The following is a 20355-nucleotide window of genomic DNA, read 5'->3' as shown; positions in this document are numbered from 1 at the left end:
CACAAACCAGTCAAATTTCAATACATTCGTATTTTAATTTGTATTCCTAATGAAACATTTTTTCCTTTGCATAGCATTATTCACATTAATTTTTGTTAAAACCGGTTCGGCTCAACAAAAACTATTCAAAATCACCTATCAGTTTGCAGATCCCGAAACAGGTACAGACACATCAAGTTCCGAATTTATCAAAATATTGGCCGGTAGCGGAGAGGCATTGATGCATGCCTATATCTGCAACGATCAGATGCGCGTAGAAACACTACTTTTTGGAAAATCAGTACAGATTAGCAATATAAAAGAAGAGACTTCCTATCTGATAGATGAAAACAGCAAAACCTACACACCGACCGATTTGGCGTCCGGCAAGCTTATTGAAACATCAGAAGGTGCTGATTATGCTTATTCCAGTGATTTTGAAATCAGTCTAGTCCCGAATGAAAAGAAAGTTATCGCGGGCTTGCCCTGCAAAAAGGCGATATTCAACCTGGCCGGCAGTAAAGATAAAAAAACTGAGATCACAGTCTGGTATGCAGAACAATTGCCCAAATTATACTGGGGCACTTATGACTATCTCGAAAAGGTGCCCGGAGCAGCCCTTTATATCGGTGCAGAAGGTTTAGGAATTCAGGCGACTACAGTTGAAGAAGTCCCTTATGATACGGCCTTATTCGAAATTCCAGAAGGTTATGAAGAAGGGGAAGCCGAAGAAGCCGCTGCTGACTCTGCATTAAATGACCATTTATCTTGGTATCAGGACTCTACTACTGAATATTTTGGCGTACAGGACAGCTTAGGCAATAAACTCACTCCTGCAAAATATGCGTCCATCTATGCCTACGTGGGTGATTACGCAATCGTCACCGATGCAGCCCAGATGTTTGGCCTGATCGACCTACAAGGTAGAGAAGTTATCCCATGTCAATATGAATCGTTAAGTTTAGATTCGGAAGGTGCACCGTTAGTCTTTATGAAAGACCAAAAGTATGGCCTATTGGATTATACAGGAAAACTACTGCTCGCTGCAAAATATGATTTCATCTCCATTCCCAGCTTAAGCCACGCGCTGTACACCGAAGGGGACTATACAGGTGTGCTCGATCTGAAAGGCAATATATTGATTCCCGCAAAATATGAGACAATAGCTGAATACAGTGACCACCTGGCACTGATTATTGAAAACCAAGCCTATCAGTTAGTTGACAAATCCGGTAAAAAATTGTTACCTACAAGTCAGGAGTTCTTATCTTTTGCTGGCGAGAAATTATTATTGGTTTTTAAAGACAACAAATATGGCTATATAGACTACAGTGGCAAAGTGGTCATTCCTTTTAAATTTCAAAATGCACAAACCTTTGAAAATGGATTAGCCTTGGTCAGCGAAGACCTGGAGAATTTTTACTATATTAATGCTCAAGGAAAGTTTATAAAAAAGTATGCAGAGTAATCCAAAGACATTCTATCTTTCAACATTGCATCGCGGAAGATACATGTTTATTCTATTGACCTCGATTCTATTGATAGGGATAGGGATGTCAAAAGTTCCGATTCAGGAAATTTATAAGATCATTATAGCTCTTCTGATGGTTCCCTTGGCGCTTTATCTGGCGATCAAGTGTTCTACACTGGATTCAACATGGCGATTGGACACAGATATACTCACCATCAGCAATTCAAAGAAAACTATTGAATTCCCATTGAGCAACATTTCACATATCCGAAATCTCAGACGCTCGGGTGGAAATTTGATTATCATAAACCAAAACAAAGGTTCCGCTTTTCGCACCTGGCGCAACAAATTATTTCAAAAAGAAGATGACTTACCCTTATTAGTCGAGGCCCTCAAGGAAGCCAACATTGAATATTACGATATGTAATAAAGCACATTCCACGGTAACATTTGTTACCGTTTTTTGTAATAGCGCTATGTACCTTTGTCATATAACTTTAGAACAAGCTATGTTATTGGAATACATCAAACAACCATGGCCTTGGTATATTTCAGGGCCTTTAATTGCATTAGTCATGTACTTGTTGCTAAAACAGGGGAAGGATTTCGGTATGTCGAACAATCTGCGGACAATGTGTACGGTATTAGGTGCCGGTAAATCATCCTCTTTTTTTCGCTTCGACTGGAAGACGCAATCCTGGAACCTTCTTGTGGTACTCGGGACCGCCATTGGAGGATTCATAGCCCATTACTTTTTAAGTGACGGGGCCGCTGCGCAAATCAATGCAAAAAGTGTCGCTGATTTAAAGGAACTGGGAATAATTGATCAGCTACAGGGCTATCTTCCCGAATCTATCTTTATTTTTAATGGCTCCTGGTTTCAGTTTCTAATACTAAGCATTGGCGGACTATTGATTGGATTCGGAACAAGATACGCCGGAGGCTGTTCATCAGGACACGCTATCTCAGGACTCAGTAATTTCCAGCTTCCCTCATTAATCGCTGTCATTGGATTTTTTATAGGTGGAATTATCATGGTTCACTTCTTATTTCCTTTAATCTTCGCATAAATGAAAGCAGCAAAATTTATATTGATCGGGATCTTATTTGGGATCATTTTATACAAATCAGAAGCGGCCTCCTGGTATCGTATTTATGAGATGTTTCAGTTCCGCTCCTTTCATATGTATGGTATGATAGGCACGGCACTTGCAACAGCGATTATACTTGTACAATTTATAAAGCGCAAACAGGTCAAAGACAGCAATGGCATGCCAATCGTCTTTCTGGACAAGGACAAAAGTATCACACGCTATTTGGCAGGGGGGACCATCTTCGGACTTGGCTGGGCATTGACTGGAGCCTGCCCGGGTCCCATGTTTGCGTTGATCGGTTCTGGCTATTGGACATTGGGCATTGTATTGCTCTTTGCCATCTTGGGAACATGGATCTATGGTGTACTGAGAAACAAATTGCCTCATTGAGTTTTGATTTACCGCTATCCGCGCTGTGCTTAAATGAGAAAAAGCTGATAATCCACTTCAAAGGTTCATTTTAAAGAAAGCATTTAATTTAGGGCAAATGGAACTACTATTTATAATTGGTTTTTTATTAGCGATTTTAGTTGGGCTATCCATGGGTTTGATGGGGAGTGGCGGCAGTATTTTAACACTACCGATCTTCGTGTACCTATTTCATGTTGAACCACAATATGCGCTTGATTATTCCCTGTTTTCCATTGGAATACTGGCCCTGATAGGTTCGGTCAAACCAGTGACTAATGGTGAGGTAGATCTAAAAACTACAGCTATTTTCCTGATCCCTTCCTTAGTGTCAGTCTACCTGACCAAGCGCCACCTGTTGGTTGCCATACCAACGCAATTTCATCTTGCGGAAATGGCGGTCTCCAGAAATCACGTTATTATGCTGCTGTTTTCGATTGTTATCCTGATTTCCGCTCTGGCAATGATCCGCAGAAGGAAACAGGTCGAAATATCAGCCGTCACAATGCATATTGGTCAAGTTTTAAAAATAATTATTGCAGGTTTACTCGTTGGTATCATGACAGGACTTGTGGGTGCCGGAGGTGGCTTTATTATTGTTCCTTCTTTGGTGCTATTGTTGGGCATTCCATTAAAAAAGGCTATCGCGACATCACTATTCATCATTGGGTTAAACGCCTCCTTTGGTCTGATTGCGAACTACCAGCTGTTGAACCACATGAATTGGCCGATATTGCTTACTTTTACGTTAATCACTTTAATAGGCCTTCAGATGGGTTCCAAATGGAAAGACAAACTGGAAGTGGTGCGATTACAGGGGATTTTCGGTTATTTCCTGATCAGTATCGGTATCTTAATACTTATGGTCGAAATCATTCAATTCGTAAATCATTAAAAATCATATATTATGTTTTTTCAACACATTTTCGAGTCATCTTTAGCACATTCAAGTTATTTAATTGGCTGTCAGGCCAAAGGTGTTGCCCTAGTAATTGACCCCAAAAGAGATGTCGACACTTACTTAGCGATTGCAGCAAAAAACAATTTAAAAATTACACATATTGCCGAAACACATATCCATGCTGATTATCTCTCCGGAACATTGGAATTAGCCGAACTAACTGGCGCCCAATGTTACCTTTCAGACGAAGGGGGCGAAGACTGGCAATATGAGTTTCCACATATTGGATTAAAAGATGGTGACCAGATCCACCTTGGAAATCTAATTTTTAAGGTGCTTCACACACCGGGGCATACTCCTGAAAGCCTTAGTTTTGTTCTAATTGATACTCCGGCAACAATGGATCCGGTGATGATATTTACAGGTGATTTTGTATTTGTTGGAGACATCGGCCGTCCAGATCTTTTGGAGAATGCAGCTGGACTCATCGGTACCAAAGAAATTGGTGCACAGCAGATGTTTAAGTCTTTACAGCTTTTTTTGACCCTGCCGGATTATATCCAGGTGTGGCCTGCCCATGGCGCCGGTTCGGCATGTGGTAAAGCATTGGGCGCCGTACCTAGTTCAACCGTTGGCTACGAACGGATTCGCAACTGGGCACTTCAATATCAAAATAATGAAAGTGGTTTTGTCACTGAACTTTTGGATGGACAGCCTGAGCCACCACGTTATTTTGCCATGATGAAGAAACTCAACAAAATCAGGCGTCCGCTACAAACGAGCGTACCTCAGTATCCCAAGCTCTCGATGGAAGAGTTCAATAGATTATATCAGTCTGGTACGACAGTTATTGATACACGAAATAAATTTGATTTTGCTCAAGGTTATCTCCCGGGCAGCATCAACATACAACATAATCGAACATTCAATACCTGGGCTGGCTGGATATTGGATTACACAAAGCCATTTATTCTTATCATGGATGAAAACGAACAGGACGAAATTGCACGTAAGTTAATGCGCATTGGTCTTGACAATGTTGTCGGATATATTACAGCTGATGCCATTCCTCAATTGGGAATTTCTTTGGAACGCCAGCAGCTCATTGGATTCCAGGAAATGAATAAGGTATTTAAAAATTCCAACGTTCAAATCTTAGATGTCAGGAACACTGCAGAATTCACCGAAGGACACTTGCCCAATGCCACACATCTCTTCGTAGGAACAATTGAAAACCACCTAGACAAGATTGATCAAGAGAAAGAATTATACTTGCATTGCCAATCTGGGGATCGGGCGACGATTGCAGCTTCGATCTTGGCTACACATGGGATTAAAGACGTTAAAATATACAGCGCATCCATCAATGACTGGAAAGCTAAAGGTGGAATACTGGTTAAATAAACTGCTAAACAAAATAGCTCCAGAATTTATCACTGGAGCTATTTTGTCTTTCTGTTATCGTAGTTATTAAGGAGCTTTTATAGACTGTTCCTATTAATTCGCAGGAATTCAATAATCTCATCCTTCTTCTCTTCCACCTTCCCTTTCTTCTCGACAAATTGATGGTTATAGATGGTCAGATATTGATGGTCATCAGTATCCGATTCATACACTTCTGCAGTCGCAAAAGAAAAATGCTCTTCCTCATCGGAAAGGTGATCGTAGACATAGGCAAAATCATGATTTGCCAATGTGTTCGCCATTGCGTCTTTGTCCTCAATAAATTTTAATCTTCCGGGCAAAATTCTCTTTTTCATCCACATTTCGTCTTTTTCTGAAAAAGGATAAATGGTAATCCCACGAAAAGCCATGATGACGGGTGTAATAAGGATGATTGCCATTTCAATAGCCCAGACGGCCCAGAGCATTGCTCCGGAGACTGGTGACTTCTTCAAGGTAAACGTACCAACCTCATTTAGCCCCTGCAGCGCCTCCCAGATAAAAGATGGATGCATAAAAAACGCTTTAAAACCTTCCAGACTAAAAGAAGATTTTACCCAAGTGTCTCCACCCATGGTACCCTCAGCATTATACATCAGTGAAACGAACAGCGCCCACTGTGCGTAAAAACCAACTAGGGCAACAATCAGCGTGATGATAATCGCAACGCCTTTATTTCTTAGCTTCCACTGTTTGAAACAAAAATTGAGCAGATAGAACAGTCCTGCGCCAAACCCAAGTGTGATAAATACATTGAAATAGACAATCGGAATAAACCATTGTAAAGCGATGTAGATAATGGCCAGAACAATTGCCCCGACAATACCTAACACAAGTGAACCGATTAATGCTAAAGCAGGCACCTTCCCCGAAGGCTTATAATACAGATTTTCCATAAATTTATTTGTAATATTTGTTAACTCAATAGATAAATTTTCTAACCAAAACCAAGCCAATTATTAATAATCAAATCATTTTTCGTCAAGATTTGATGACATTTACCTCGATTAGGGTGATTAATCGGCATTTCTTGAGACAATTTTGTAAGTTTGAAACATGAAAATCAAAATATTATCCTTTTTTGCACTTTTATGTGTAATAAATATTTGGGGACAAGAGCTAAAGGCCCAGAGAAAAGGATTCTGGCAGCAGAAAGTTGACTATACAATGGATGTCAACATGGATGAAAAGGCTTATCAATATGATGGAAAAATGGCTTTGAAGTATAGCAACAATTCAGGCCAATCCTTAAAAAAAGTTTATTTTCATTTATATTTTAACGCTTTTCAACCAGGATCAATGATGGATTATCGGTTGAAAAATATCAGCGACCCTGATAAGCGAATGGTATCAAATATTGGCACCAAAGAAAAACCAATATTGCAGAGCCGTATCGAAACCCTGCAACCCAATCAAATCGGTTACCAAAAAATCAAAAGCCTCAGCATGAATGGGGTCAATACAAGCTATAAGATTGATGGTACGATCTTAGAAGTTACCCTACCCTCCGCGATTGCAGATGGCGAAACAGCAAATTTTAATATAGAATGGACTGCACAGGTACCTGAACAGATCCGGAGGTCAGGCCGCAATTCGGCGGAAGGTGTAGCGCTTTCTATGGCGCAATGGTATCCGAAGATGGCACAGTTCGATGAATTCGGCTGGCATCTCGATGAATATATCGGCCGTGAGTTTATAGCGCCTTTCGGCAACTTTGACGTTACCATACACCTCAATAAAAACTATGTGGTCGGTGCTTCGGGTGTTCTTCAAAATCCCGATGAGGTAAAAGGCTATCAGGCAAAAGCCAAAGTAAAAGCAAACAATGGTAAGGCGACATGGCATTACAAAGCCCAAAATATCCATGATTTTGTATGGGCGGCGGATCCGAAATTTGTGGTAGACTCCGCTTCCAGCAAGAATGGAATAAAAGTGTATACGGTTTATCTTCCAACAGACAAAGAAGTTATTTCAAACTGGAAGACGGCCTTGGGCCTATCTACTGAATTTTTCGATTTTTGCAGCGCTAAGTTCGGCACCTATCCTTGGCCTACCTATACTATTATCCAAGGCGGCGACGGTGGTATGGAATATGGAACCGCAACCCTGATTACTGGAGGCCGTAATCTCAAAAGCCTTGTTGGTGTCATCTTCCACGAATCTGCTCACTCCTGGTATCAACATTTGTTCGGAATCAATGAAACCGTAGATGAGTGGTTTGACGAAGGATTCACTTCCTATGTCGAAGAATTGGCGATGCAGCATCTCTTCGAAAAACGCGGAGCCATTGCATCCAATCCACTTATCGATGCTTATCGCGCTTATTATAAATTAGCACTTTCAGGCAAAGAAGAGCCGATGAGTCTACTTGCAGATTATTACAATACGAATTACGGATATAGTAATGAAGCTTACAATAAGGGTGCTGTTCTGGCGGAGCAATTAGGCTACATTATCGGTCAGGAAAATCTAGAGAAAACCTTTTTGAAATTCTACGACATCTGGAAATTCAAACACCCGACACCTAATGATTTCAAGCGTGTTGCAGAGGATGTATCCGGAATAAACCTGAAATGGTATTTCAATTTATTTATCAATACCACACGTCAAATTGACTATGCAATCGGTCATGTAAGCGATTCAGAAATTCAACTGCTCAATAAATCAAACTTTGCGATGCCACTCGATATACTTGTAGAATATAAAGATGGAAGCAAAGAGCTATTTTACATTCCTTTGCGTGAAATGCGCGGTGAAAAACCGGAGGAAAATTTTGAGATCTATCAGGGTATAAAACGTACAGTACTGACAGATTGGTTCTGGACCAACCCAGAATATAAAATTTCAGTCAATAAGGCACCAAAAACAATCACGATAGATCCATCTCTTCGACTTGCGGATGTCGAATCAGCGAACAATAGCCTCACACGCTAATTTAATACAGAAAAATAGGCATTGCAGCAGATTGATGTAAAAGAACTACTTTGTGATAACTTAATAAGCCCCGATAAATTGCAATTTATTGGGGCTTTTTTCTATTTGAACCAAATGAAGGTTGTCCAGTGAACCGGCAAAATACTATCCCCTCAATGGAATGACCATATTCCAGGTCCGTTCAAACTGATAGGACTCGGATCCATCTCCTGTAGCAGCAAAAAGATGTGTCGGTTTCCCATTTTCAAATAGTAAAAATGGCCGTTCAAAATTAGCTTGATGACTTACAGTACCATCATTCCAGCGAATCGTCTTGGAATAAGCTTTGACGGCTTTTGACAGATGCCAATCGATTCCATCTTTCGAATATGCATGGATACCACCCCCCTCTTCCCCACAGATTTTGCCATAGCGGTCTTTCATAATCAATTCAAATTGCAGACCATTATGCCATACGAACGGGTCTTCCACATCATTTTCATGATTTTGATTGCTATGGAAAGAAAAAATAGGTTTATCAGACAAACGAAGATATGGTCCCAAGAACGAATCAGCTTGTGCTGCCCCCAATAGCAAAGGGGGATTATAATTCACCGGTGATGATTTATAGATCAGATATACCTTGCCATTTGGCAAAACTACCGGAGAAGGATTGGATGTTATGGAAGCGTCCCACTCGCCCTGCCTAGGATTCAAAATGGGCTGATCTACACGCTTCCAAGGACCTGATATCGACTTTGAATAGGCCATTCCGATGCGTTTATGCATCCAGGCTTTCTGCCCCAGCCCCGATTCCCAAACATTCTCGGAATAGCTGGGATTGGGCTCAGCATAGTTATTCCCAAAATAATAAAGCACATAATAATCACCGTTTTTAACGATCCGAGGATTGTGGGTTGTACAACCATCAAAATACTTTTTCCCACGGGCAGGCAATACCACTTCGACAAATTCATATGGTCCCTCCGGTGTATCAGCAATCGCACGCACGACTTCGGAATTGGTCACCCAATTACCAAAGCCATATTTTTTGCTCCAACGTGATGCAAACATATGATATTTACCATCCTCCCCCTTAATCACTGAAGGATCCCATATCCAATAGTCTGCCATGGCAAATCCACCCCCTTTTATTGCAGGGAGCAATTTATCGATAAATGCTTCTTCTGCATCATCAGTCAGAGAGAAACTATGCTTTGAAAGCGCCAATAAAGCACTGGTACCAACTATATTTTTTAGAAAATCACGGCGGGAAGATATTTTCATATGATTGGTTTTTTGATTATGTAAAATGAATCTGACCATCAAGATAGAAAATAACTCGTTTGTTATCAAACTCTTTATCTCCTATTTTTAAATGACTATTTCAGAACATAACTCCGTTCAACATCGACGCGACATAACACTGGTCTTGCTCGCCAATAAAAAATATCCAAAAGGATAGGGAAAACGACTTCCCAAGTGGAAGAAAAAATGTGAATAAACTCCGAAGTTGGTCCAGTGTTGGTATATTTGTGCCCATGATTTACATTCATATCCCATTCTGCAAACAGGCCTGTCATTATTGTGACTTCCATTTCAGCACCTCTCTGCAATACAAGACCGAAATGGTGAGTGCCCTTTTGCGAGAAATCGAACTTAGGTCTCCTTATTTGGAAGACAGAAAAATTGAATCCATCTATTTTGGTGGTGGGACGCCCTCCCTATTGGATGTGGGCGAAATCTCAAGGATCATTGATGCTGTTGCCAAACAATTTGACATCAGTAATCATGCTGAAATTACTTTGGAAGCCAATCCCGATGATCTTAATTCGGCGAAAGTGAATGCATTAAGATCAACTTCAGTCAATAGATTCAGTATTGGGATACAGTCTTTTTTTGAGGAAGATCTGAAATGGATGAATCGGGCCCATACCCGACAGGAAGCGTCCGCAGCGATCATGCGTGTACAGGATGCAGGATTTGAGAATATTACCTGTGACCTTATTTATGGTTATCCTTTGTTGACTGATGAAAAATGGCGCTACAATATGCAACAACTGATCGATTATGCAATCCCTCATATTTCTTCTTACTCAATGACGGTGGAAGCCAAAACCGCCCTGGATCATTTCATCAAGAAGGGCTTGAGTCCTGCTATTGATTCCGATCAGGCCGCCGATCAGATGAACCTGTTGATCGAAACATTGAAAGGTGCGGGCTATGAGCAATATGAGATTTCCAATTTTGCTAAAAATGGTTTGTATGCACGTCACAATACAAATTATTGGAAAGGCAAGCATTATCTTGGTATCGGCCCTTCAGCCCATTCTTTCAACGGCAATTCCAGGTCCTGGAATATCGCCAATAATGCAAAATACATAGGCTCAATACAAACCAACCAACTCCCCTTGGAGATCGAACATCTATCTGTTCGCGATCAGATTAATGAGTGTATTATGACCTCACTGCGCACCATGTGGGGGCTTGATCTGGAACAGTTAGAAAAGAATTTTGATTACGCCGTTAAAAGTAAAATAATAGAAGATGCCGCACCATTTCTCGAACAGCAGCAATTAATATTAGACGACAATACATTAAGATTAACGGATGCTGGCAAATTAATGGCAGACCATATCATGTCCGAATTATTTATTATTGAAAATTGGCAATAAAACAGCCTGTAAAATTATCAAAACAATAATAATTCACGTGTTTTTATTTCAATAATTACGAAAATGAAAATCAAATCGCATTTTTAGTTCTGTTTATACTATGTTTGCAACATAATCTATTATAAAATATTATGTTACATAGTCCTTCTTTTGATTTAGAAATCAAAAGTTACAGAGAACAGCAAAATGCAGCTGTTGAGCTGATTCAAATCATTAGTAATCTTTGGTATAATCAAGCTATTGAACTCGTTCTGTTCAGAGAGCAGCTTGTTGATGAAAAAGTAAGTGTGATTCTCAAGCACCTTCGGGAAAGTACTATCCTTACCGGCAAAATACTGACCATATTTGATCTATTGAATATTGCTCGTGTATTGGAAAAATCAAATCTGGCGCCCGCACGAATTGATATCGGTAAACTTGCTACAAAAGCCATAAACGACCGGATCAATACGGAGGATTTATCTTCTTTTATTTCCAATGAATTAGAGGGCATTGCCGCCTGGCAGGAATTAACACCCCGCGATGTTGTGCTCTATGGTTTCGGTCGTATTGGCCGTCTGCTGGCACGCGAACTCATTAATAAATCAGGTTCTGGCAAGCAACTTCGTCTACGGGCAATAGTCACCAGGGACCCTAATGATGCCAAGTCATTGTTAAAAAGAGCGGCTCTCTTAAAAAGCGATTCTATACACGGCGAATTTGAGGGCGAAGTCTATACCGACCCCGAAAAGAATGCCCTAATCATTAATGGTATCACGGTCAACTTTATCTCGGCAAAACAACCTGAAGATATTGATTATACAATATATGACATCAAAAACGCATTGGTTATTGATAATACAGGTGCTTTTCGTGACGAAAAAGAACTTGCCCGCCATTTAGCATCTAAAGGGGCCTCGCAGGTATTGCTGACGGCACCCGGTAAAGGTGTACCCAATATCGTTTACGGTGTAAACGAAAGCACGATCGATCTGGAAAAACATGCTATTTTTTCAGCAGCCTCCTGCACCACAAATGCTATTGCGCCAGTTTTGGCCGTCCTCGAAAATAAAATAGGTATCCTGAAAGGCCATATAGAAACCATACACTCCTATACGAATGATCAAAATCTGGTTGATAATATGCACAAAAAGGCCCGAAGAGGTCGTGCTGCGGCCTTGAACATGGTCATTACGGAGACTGGAGCGGGAAGTGCTGTTTCAAAAGTCCTACCAACATTAACAGGCAAACTCACCTCCAATGCAATCCGGGTACCCGTACCAAATGGGTCTTTAGCCATATTAAATTTAGAATTAACATCAGCGAGATCTTTGGAACAAATAAACACGCTCTTAAAAACGAGCGCATTGGAAGGCAATCTTGTCGAACAGATTAAATTCTCCAGCAATGATGAGCTTGTATCCACTGATATTATAGGCACAACCGCAGCAGCTGTCGTTGATGGACCGGCAACCATTGTTTCAGCCGATGGTAAAAATATTGTACTCTATGTATGGTATGACAATGAGTATGGATATTCACATCAGGTGATGCGTTTATCGCGGCATATTGCGGGCGTAAGAAGATATACGTACTATTAAAATCCAATTTTTAACATAAGGAAAGGGTATCCAAAAAAGGTCGGATACCCTATTTTTCTTTAATTTCGTTCGTTTACTTTTAGCACCTCTTTTTCAGCTATTCAATCCCGGCTAATTTGCTTTTACCTTTGAAACAGCTTTCTCTATATTTTTATAAATTGGCATTCTTCAAATATTTCATAATAATGGGTGTTGCTCCCGCCTTCTGCTGTACATATTGGCGAGCTGCCTTGGATGCTTCCGTCCGATTTGATTGATTCTGCAATCGTCCAAAGAAATCCATAAGCCCCTTACCATCAACAAATGAGAAGCCTGCACCCTGTTCAATCAGGTCTTTCGCTTCCTGAAACTTTTTATACTTGGGCCCAAACAGTACCGGTATTCCGTAAGTCGCTGCTTCCAATGTGTTGTGTATGCCAGCTCCGAATCCCCCCCCTATATAGGCAATCTTCCCATAACCATACAGGGAAGACAGCAGCCCGATATTATCGATGACCAATACCTTCGCCGCCTGCAATGTATCCCGGCTATATGTATCTATTTTTGAAAACCTCAAGGCTTCCGGCCACAGCGTCATGATGCTCGATACATGTGCTTCGTCGACCTCATGGGGTGCCAAAATCAGCTTATATGCAGTAAACTGCCGCAACAGCTCTTCCAAGAGTTTTTCATCCTCCGGCCATGTACTTCCCGCTACCAATGTAGGTGATATCCCCACAAAATCACTGATCAAAGGAACCACTTTCCGCTGCTTTGGAAGATCAATGACACGGTCAAAACGGGTGTCTCCGGCCAGCCCGGCATTGCGGATACCATACTCTTTGAGCAAACGGACACTCTCTTCATTCTGTACAAAAAAATACGTCACATAACTTAAAATCTTCCTGAAAAAACCACCGTAATCCTGAAAAAAGATTTGCTCCGGCCTAAAAATAGACGCAATCAGGAATAAAGGTATCCCGCGCCGGTGCAATCCTTCAAAATAATAATACCAATATTCGTATTTCGTAAAAACGGCAAAAGTGGGATTGACAAGTTCCAAAAATAATGTGGCATTGCCAGCGGTATCATAAGGTAAATAGAAAACATGATCCGCCAGATTGGTGTTTTTTCTTATCTCATAGCCAGAAGGAGAATAAAATGTTACAATTATTTTATGGTCTGAATAATTATTTTTTACGGCTTCCAAAACAGGTCTCCCCTGTTCAAATTCGCCCAGTGAAGCGAAGTGAAACCAGATATGTTTTTGACTAGGATCAACCGATTGTTTCATCCGCAAATACCAGTCTTTTCGCCCTGTTACCATAAGGCGCGCTTTGGCATGGAAAGGGACCAAAATACGCAATAAGAGTCCATAAAGAAAGATTCCAATTGAATAAAGCAAACGCATGTTGTGAAAATAATGTTTATCTTAGTCAAAGATATCAAACCCATTTCATTAATAAGGAACCATTGAGTGGAAAATAAACATCGTAAACGGATTTTAATCACAGGAGCAGCAGGGTTCCTTGGTTCCCACCTTTGCGATCGCTTTATAGCCGAAGATTACGATGTCATCGGCATGGATAACCTGATCACTGGAGACCTACAGAATATCGCGCATTTATTCAAGCTGGCGAATTTTGATTTTTATCATCACGATGTTTCAAAATTTGTGCATATTCCTGGAGATTTGGATTATATCCTCCATTTCGCTTCTCCTGCCAGTCCCGTCGACTATCTCAAGATTCCCATTCAAACGCTTAAAGTTGGTTCGTTAGGTACCCATAACCTCCTTGGCTTGGCAAGGGCCAAACAGGCCCGGATATTGGTGGCATCGACCTCAGAAGTTTATGGCGACCCTTTGGTGTCACCACAGTCCGAAGATTATTGGGGCAATGTAAATCCTGTCGGCCCCAGAGGGGTATATGATGAGGCCAAAAGATTCCAGGAAGCGATTACAATGGCCTATCATAATGCACATGGGCTTGACACACGTATCGTAAGAATATTTAACACCTTTGGTTCAAGAATGCGCCTAAATGATGGGCGTGCGATCCCAACTTTTATAGCACAAGCTATCCGTGGCGAAGATATCACCCTTTTTGGTGATGGCTCACAGACACGGTCGTTCTGTTATATCGATGATCAAATCGAAGGTATTTATAGATTGTTGCATTCCAATTGTATACAACCGATAAACATAGGCAATCCCGACGAAATATCGCTATTACAGCTGGCACAGGAGATTGTAGAACTTACCGGCAGCTCCAGTAAGATCAGCCATAAACCATTACCCATAGACGACCCTAAACAACGTAAACCGGATATTGGTATGGCGAAGGCAAAACTGAATTGGCAGCCCAAAATAGATCGAAAATTAGGCTTAGAAAAAACCATAGATTTTTACAGAAAGATTCCTTTGGAAACGCTATTACATAAAGACTTTACATACTATAATCAAAAATAATGAGCAAAAAAATATTAGTCACAGGCGGAACAGGCTATATTGGTTCTCACACAGTTGTTGAACTACATCAGGCAGGGTATATTCCCGTAATCGTTGATGATCTTTCCAATTCAAATATCAAGATATTGGATCAAATAGAGAAAATCATCGGAGTTAAACCCGAATTTCATCAATTCGACCTTTGTGATACCAATAAAGTCAATGAATTTGTAAAAAATAACAGTGATATCTCCGGAATTATTCACTTTGCTGCATCCAAAGCTGTCGGCGAATCCGTTCAAAACCCTTTAAAATATTACCACAATAATTTCTTCTCCTTGATCAACATCTTGGAGTCTTATCGAAATAAACCGATCAATTTTGTATTCTCTTCGAGTTGTACGGTTTATGGCGAGCCAGACTCACTTCCTGTTAATGAAAGTGCTCCGGTTAAAAAAGCGGCTTCACCTTATGGAAACACAAAACAGATTGCTGAAGAAATTCTTGAAGAAACAGCTACTGCATACGATAATTATAACATTATCGCCCTGCGTTACTTCAATCCAGTAGGTGCGCATGAGTCTGCATTGATAGGCGAACTGCCAAATGGTGTTCCACAGAATTTACTGCCATTTATTACGCAGACCGCTATCGGAAAAAGAGAAAAATTAATGGTATTTGGAGACGATTATGATACGTCTGATGGTTCTTGTGTACGTGATTATATTCATGTGGTCGATTTAGCAAAAGCCCACGTCGCTGCAATCAAATTATTGGAAAAAGGAAACCCTAACGGACAATATGATGTATTCAATGTAGGAACCGGTAACGGCTATTCGGTACTTGAAGCCATCAAAGCATTTGAGAAAGCTTCCGGCCAAAAATTGAATTATGAAATTGGTCCACGTCGGGATGGTGATATCATCAAAGTTTATGGTGATGTGACCAAATCCGCTGAACAGTTGCACTGGAAAGCCGAACTGGGCATCGATGAAATGATGGCCTCGGCTTGGGCATGGGAAAAAAACCTGAAAGAAAATCCGTTGGATTAAATAGCTGCTCGTTGAGCTCAAGAAAGCATTATAATTTTGCACTTCATATGACCGTCTTACGAACTGAGACGGTCATTTTTTTATAGTGAATCGGATTGTTCAAATCCTTTCTCTTTTTGCAAAGGCTCCCCGATATCCTGCTCATCATTTCTTTATCACAGCTGAAATGCGACAAGAATTGAAGCCGCATTAAAATCTATTTCATTGAGCACATTTGACCTGCGGCTATCTTTTTCTAGATACAGAATGGTAAAGCCAATGAATATTGAACTACCTATAAACTCTCCACACTTGATGGTCAGGGTCTTTGCAGGTATCGGATCCTGCTTATATTTCAAATCGTATTCCCACTCCGTATCTTTTATTTCTTTATGCTCAAGTTCGTCGAAGTCGAATGAGAATGCGTGAAATTTGAATACCACCGCATTGCATTTTTCAGGAAGGACCAGTGCTCTTTTGATATCAAACTCCGGAAAAGATATTTTAAGATCCTTCTTCTTGTTCAGGGAGATTAACGGATCGATAAAAAAATAATCCTGCATGTGACAGTTTTCATTGAACTGAAAATTTACCAAGCGATCCAATACACAGTTGCTCAGCGCGCGACTACCTTTGTCGCAATCAAGATTTGTCTTTATCGCCCGATAGATTTGCCTATTTAAGCGATTGCCCATCTGCCCATCATGCAGCTGCTGATGAATTTCCCCAAAACACATTCGGATCAGCGCACCGGCACGGCTTACGTTTCCAAAATCTTTACTTGCCCTCTTGGTATCATCCGTCTGTTTGACGCGATATGGCCTGCTTTGCAGGTAATTTTTATTGCCGACTTTTCTATTCACCAGCGGACCGACCAGGCCCCTGATAAATCCATTATCATTTATTCCCATACCTAAAGATACTACAGTAAAACCCTGTTTTCAAGCATCTTATTAATTTTTAAAAATTTCCAAATTCGAGTAAAATGACAATTGTAAATCTTGCAATTTTCAAGGGACTTTATTGTAAATAGCTTATGGACAAGTTCGCCCCATGCTCGCCCCGCTCCCGACTTGTAAAAAATATGCAGGCATGGTGAAAGCACCTTAAAAGGTGGACTCAACGTGGACTCACTGTGCACTCAATCTGCTTACAGGTCGAACTTGGTAATAACTAGGTATTAACTTGCTCCCTATTAGAGCACTCCGCCAGCCGAAGGGTGACATTCAGGAATTCAGCTTTCTAAACAAGCTCTTTATCAGAAATATATTCCATCAATATTCCGGCCTGTCCCCCCAATTTCTTTTTTAAACGCTGCATTGACTTTTTGATTGCGTCGGGTGTAACGCCTAAGACATTAGCGACTTCTCTATTATTCAGTCCCATTTTCATTAGGACAATCACGCGCAGATTAGACTCTGTAATATCAGGAAATTTACCTTGAATGTCATGCAGCAGGTTCGGAAATTCCTTGGTAAGCAAGAACTTAAATTCCTGCCATTTCTCATCCGTGATAAGATGAGATTGCAAAAGTGTTTTAAGTTCATCCCGGTCTTTGGCACTTGTTTCCTCCATCTCATCAAGCATTGAAGAAAGAAGATTTATCTGCTCATTATTACGTTTGAGATACACCATGTATTCCTCTAGCTGACTTTTGGAACTCATCAGTTCTTTGTCCAGTTCGGCTTTGGTATACTTGAGGTTCAGCAACTGATATTCGTATGCCTGCATGCGCTTCCTCGAACGATATCTAAAAGCATTGTAGATAAAAAAGAACAGCACCAATAGAAACAAGCTTAATATAACCCACAATCTCGTTTCGGCACGTTTCTTTTTTATTAGCGCTTGTGCCAAGGATAATTTGTCGGCATATTTTTGTTTATCTGCCATAAATTTCAATTGCGATAAAACAGGATCTCCGTCCAAGAAGCGCAATGAATCCTGAAGCTGTTCAATCCGGCGCCGCGCATTGAGCTCTTGCTTCAAATCATGGTTTTGAATGGCAAGATTCAACTTATGCCCCTCCAACTCAAGTATTGTTTTTTTATCGTCAGCGCCTTCCAGCAGATGTTCGGTTTCATTGATCAGTTGACGGACCTCTTGATTTGCTCCCATAGCAATACGCAGGCGAATCCGCGTCATTAAGGCAAAAATGGTATTTTTATCGTTCCCCAGAGATTTCGAAATTTCTAGATCTTTATCTAAAAGTGATAGTGCTTTTTTATAATCTTTCCTCCCTTCATAAATCCGTGCCTGATTACCCAGAACCTTCGCATAACGAAGAGAATCCTTCTCAGAAAGCGCCAAATGCAGAGCAAGGTCAAAGTTTTTCATTGCCTGCACGGTATCCCCACCACTTTTTAAAATCAATAAGCCTAAGTTGTCTAAGATCTCCGCTTTCAATTGCGGAGAAATGTCCGCCTGTTGCTGACCTAATTCCAGGTACTTAATTCCCGAACGATAATCGCCCAAAGTTCCGAAGAAATAGCCAAGCTTTTTGTAGGTCTGCGTCAGATCTAACACCAGTTCTCCCGGTATATCCTCCAGGCTTTTTTCACCCTCCAATAGTAATGGAAGCGCTTCCGAAGCCTTTAAACATCTATACAGATAAAATCCGTACATCACCTTTACCCAAGCCTTCACGTTTTGATAATTGCACTCTTTTTCCAGATCGAGGGCTTTAAGATAATATTTATCACTAAAACTATTTCTACCACCTTCATTATCAAAAGAGTGATCTGCTAATAAACAATAATAAATTGCAAGCAGGGCGTTATCGTTTTTTCGGATAGCCTGGTTAAAATAGGGCGTTAGGTATCTACTCAATGCTGCACTGGAAGTACGGTGCTTTTGTGACTCCCGGATGATCGTCTCGTAAAATTTTTTATCTTCTGCAGAGGAATTGGAATCCATTATATCCATTCCAAAAACAGCACTATTGGGAATTATAGCTGCAAAAAAAAGTATAAGAAAAAATCTCAGCATAGCCGCATACAAGTAGAATTTCACATTAAAAATAAAAAATAATTTTAATTAAATCATCATGTGCCGAAATCAGCGTATAAATAAAAATCAATGAGCTGATCAATAAAATAAAACCTATAACAGAGCTCCCTAACATGCTATTTGCTTATTTACGCTAAACAAAACTATAAATATGATAGGGCGTAATTGCTTTTGTCAGCATGACATCGTGTTCATTCCGATCAGCGATTCGCTCAATTGGATCAAAAAAAGATAATCCTACTCGTTGGGTTTCTGCGGCACAAAGCGCAAAAAAACGATCGTAAAACCCTTTTCCATAACCTACCCGATGACCATCCACATCAAATGCCAGCAAAGGAACGAGTATAAAATCAATAAGCAACGGCGAAACCTCCTTCCCCGAAACAGGCTCCGGAATGCCCCATTCATTTTTTTCAAACACAGTTTGGGCATCAAGAATATAGTGCTGCATGGAATAGTCCGAAAAATTTGATCGGGATACGACAAGGACAATATTCGAAAAAAACTCCTTCACATAGTTGATGATGGAATACGTATCTGGCTCATGATATTTTTCGATAGGAAGAAATACATGCATATAGCTGACCGTCGTCAGATCTATTTTTTGAAATTGCAACAGTAATTTATGATTGAGCATTTCCTCCTCCGGCAGGGAAAGCCGGCATCTTTTCATCTTAAACTCCTGTCTTAATTCCTTTTTTGATTTCATGCTTAAATATATATTTTTTATTCCATGATTTAGCTGATCACCGGTGAGCACAGATAGAGCAAAAAAAAACGGCCTTGTAGCGAGCGCTATCAAGACCGAATAATCAACCTAAACCTAAAATCTTATATTACTTTACGCGTTCGATATAATTACCTGTTTGCGTATCGACTCTTACTTTCTCTCCTTGATTGATAAATAGAGGCACCATAATCTCTACTCCTGTTTCTACAGTAGCTTTCTTCAGCGCATTTGTAGAAGTATCTCCTTTCACTGCTGGCTCTGTATATGTAATTTCCAATTCAACACTTTTAGGTGCTTCTGCCATGATCGGCTCATCACTTTCAAAAGCAATAATTACAGTCATTCCCTCTTTCAGGAAACGAGCTGAATCGCCAAATAAGAATTTGGGGATATTGAATTGTTCATAAGTGTTGTTGTCCATCACAACGAAGAACTCACCATCTTCGTATAAGTATTGATAATCATTCGTTTCCACACGTGCAATCTCAACACTCTCATCAACTCTAAAACGATATTCAACTAATTTTCCGGTCTTCACGTTACGCATTCTTGCTTGATAGAAAGCACGTAAATTACCTGGTGTACGGTGTATATATTCTTCTACAGAGACTAACTCTCCGTTAAATCTTAAAATATTTCCTGATTTTACCTCTGATGCCTTAGCCATTCTTTGAATTGAACTTTAAACGGTTATCT

General features: G+C 40.4%; 18 protein-coding genes. 11 read left to right on the top strand and 7 right to left on the bottom strand.

Annotation, left to right across the window (positions count from 1 at the left end; all coding sequences use genetic code 11):
- The first annotated feature begins 49 nt into the window (after positions 1–49).
- The 6 genes from G6053_RS02250 to G6053_RS02225 all read left to right on the top strand — a co-directional run bounded on the left by G6053_RS02250 (position 50) and on the right by G6053_RS02225 (position 5257).
- Positions 50–1447: a WG repeat-containing protein gene (locus G6053_RS02250; RefSeq protein ID WP_108636293.1), complete on the top strand. Its 1398-nt coding sequence runs from the start codon at positions 50–52 to the stop codon at positions 1445–1447.
- Positions 1437–1877 (top strand): hypothetical protein, encoded by a 441-nt coding sequence (locus G6053_RS02245; protein ID WP_241254898.1) that lies wholly within the window; start codon positions 1437–1439, stop codon positions 1875–1877. Before G6053_RS02250 ends, G6053_RS02245 begins: the two co-directional genes overlap by 11 nt.
- Before the next feature lie 82 nt (positions 1878–1959).
- The gene (locus G6053_RS02240) at positions 1960–2520 is read left to right on the top strand and encodes a YeeE/YedE thiosulfate transporter family protein (protein WP_206531857.1); all 561 of its coding nucleotides are present in this window, start codon (positions 1960–1962) and stop codon (positions 2518–2520) included.
- A complete protein-coding gene (locus G6053_RS02235; protein WP_165305441.1) occupies positions 2521–2934 on the top strand; it encodes a DUF6691 family protein in 414 nt (137 codons plus the stop codon). It abuts the gene before it with no gap.
- 97 nt (positions 2935–3031) lie between these two features.
- On the top strand, positions 3032–3847 hold the full coding sequence (locus G6053_RS02230; protein WP_165305440.1) for a sulfite exporter TauE/SafE family protein: 816 nt from the start codon (positions 3032–3034) through the stop codon (positions 3845–3847).
- A 12-nt stretch (positions 3848–3859) separates the two neighbouring features.
- Positions 3860–5257 (top strand): MBL fold metallo-hydrolase, encoded by a 1398-nt coding sequence (locus tag G6053_RS02225; protein ID WP_165305439.1) that lies wholly within the window; start codon positions 3860–3862, stop codon positions 5255–5257.
- Positions 5258–5334: 77 nt separating this feature from the next.
- Here the strand turns inward: G6053_RS02225 and G6053_RS02220 are convergent, their stop codons facing one another.
- Positions 5335–6192 carry a hypothetical protein gene (locus G6053_RS02220; RefSeq protein ID WP_165305438.1) on the bottom strand — a complete coding sequence of 286 codons (858 nt, stop codon included), beginning with the start codon at positions 6190–6192 and terminating at the stop codon, positions 5335–5337.
- A gap of 160 nt (positions 6193–6352) precedes the next feature.
- Between G6053_RS02220 and G6053_RS02215 the strand changes: the two genes are divergently transcribed.
- The gene (locus G6053_RS02215) at positions 6353–8230 is read left to right on the top strand and encodes a M1 family metallopeptidase (RefSeq protein ID WP_165305437.1); all 1878 of its coding nucleotides are present in this window, start codon (positions 6353–6355) and stop codon (positions 8228–8230) included.
- Positions 8231–8374: 144 nt separating this feature from the next.
- Here the strand turns inward: G6053_RS02215 and G6053_RS02210 are convergent, their stop codons facing one another.
- Complete coding sequence (locus G6053_RS02210; RefSeq protein WP_206531856.1) at positions 8375–9496, bottom strand: glycoside hydrolase family protein; 1122 nt, start codon at positions 9494–9496, stop codon at positions 8375–8377.
- A 209-nt stretch (positions 9497–9705) separates the two neighbouring features.
- On the opposite strand from G6053_RS02210, the gene hemW reads away from it, so the two are divergent.
- Together hemW and G6053_RS02200 are read left to right on the top strand one after the other, a co-directional pair.
- Positions 9706–10884 (top strand): radical SAM family heme chaperone HemW, encoded by a 1179-nt coding sequence (hemW, locus tag G6053_RS02205; protein WP_346774517.1) that lies wholly within the window; start codon positions 9706–9708, stop codon positions 10882–10884.
- A 131-nt stretch (positions 10885–11015) separates the two neighbouring features.
- Positions 11016–12464, top strand: coding sequence for a glyceraldehyde-3-phosphate dehydrogenase (locus G6053_RS02200; protein ID WP_165305436.1), 1449 nt, complete (start codon positions 11016–11018; stop codon positions 12462–12464).
- Positions 12465–12615: 151 nt separating this feature from the next.
- Here G6053_RS02200 and G6053_RS02195 read toward each other — a convergent pair whose 3' ends face one another.
- Entirely contained in the window at positions 12616–13854 is a 1239-nt protein-coding gene (locus G6053_RS02195) for a glycosyltransferase N-terminal domain-containing protein (protein ID WP_165305435.1), read from the bottom strand.
- A 66-nt stretch (positions 13855–13920) separates the two neighbouring features.
- Here G6053_RS02195 and G6053_RS02190 point away from each other — a divergent pair, with 66 nt between their 5' ends.
- Positions 13921–14913, top strand: coding sequence for a UDP-glucuronic acid decarboxylase family protein (locus tag G6053_RS02190; protein WP_165305434.1), 993 nt, complete (start codon positions 13921–13923; stop codon positions 14911–14913).
- Positions 14913–15944: a UDP-glucose 4-epimerase GalE gene (gene galE / locus G6053_RS02185; protein WP_108636303.1), complete on the top strand. Its 1032-nt coding sequence runs from the start codon at positions 14913–14915 to the stop codon at positions 15942–15944. Before G6053_RS02190 ends, galE begins: the two co-directional genes overlap by 1 nt.
- Before the next feature lie 155 nt (positions 15945–16099).
- Here galE and G6053_RS02180 read toward each other — a convergent pair whose 3' ends face one another.
- The 4 genes from G6053_RS02180 to efp form a co-directional block, all read right to left on the bottom strand.
- On the bottom strand, positions 16100–16834 hold the full coding sequence (locus G6053_RS02180) for a hypothetical protein (protein WP_165305433.1): 735 nt from the start codon (positions 16832–16834) through the stop codon (positions 16100–16102).
- Between the two features lie 331 nt (positions 16835–17165).
- Complete coding sequence (locus G6053_RS02175; protein ID WP_165305432.1) at positions 17166–18845, bottom strand: tetratricopeptide repeat protein; 1680 nt, start codon at positions 18843–18845, stop codon at positions 17166–17168.
- Positions 18846–19062: 217 nt separating this feature from the next.
- Positions 19063–19638 (bottom strand): 5-formyltetrahydrofolate cyclo-ligase, encoded by a 576-nt coding sequence (locus G6053_RS02170; protein WP_165305431.1) that lies wholly within the window; start codon positions 19636–19638, stop codon positions 19063–19065.
- 127 nt (positions 19639–19765) lie between these two features.
- On the bottom strand, positions 19766–20326 hold the full coding sequence (gene efp / locus G6053_RS02165; protein WP_077438233.1) for an elongation factor P: 561 nt from the start codon (positions 20324–20326) through the stop codon (positions 19766–19768).
- Positions 20327–20355 lie beyond the last annotated feature (29 nt).

The sequence above is a fragment of the Sphingobacterium sp. DR205 genome, from assembly GCF_011064245.1.
Lineage (GTDB): Bacteria > Bacteroidota > Bacteroidia > Sphingobacteriales > Sphingobacteriaceae > Sphingobacterium > Sphingobacterium athyrii.
The sequence above is the reverse complement of the archived record's forward strand: the minus strand, read 5'-3'. Positions and strand labels throughout refer to the sequence as shown.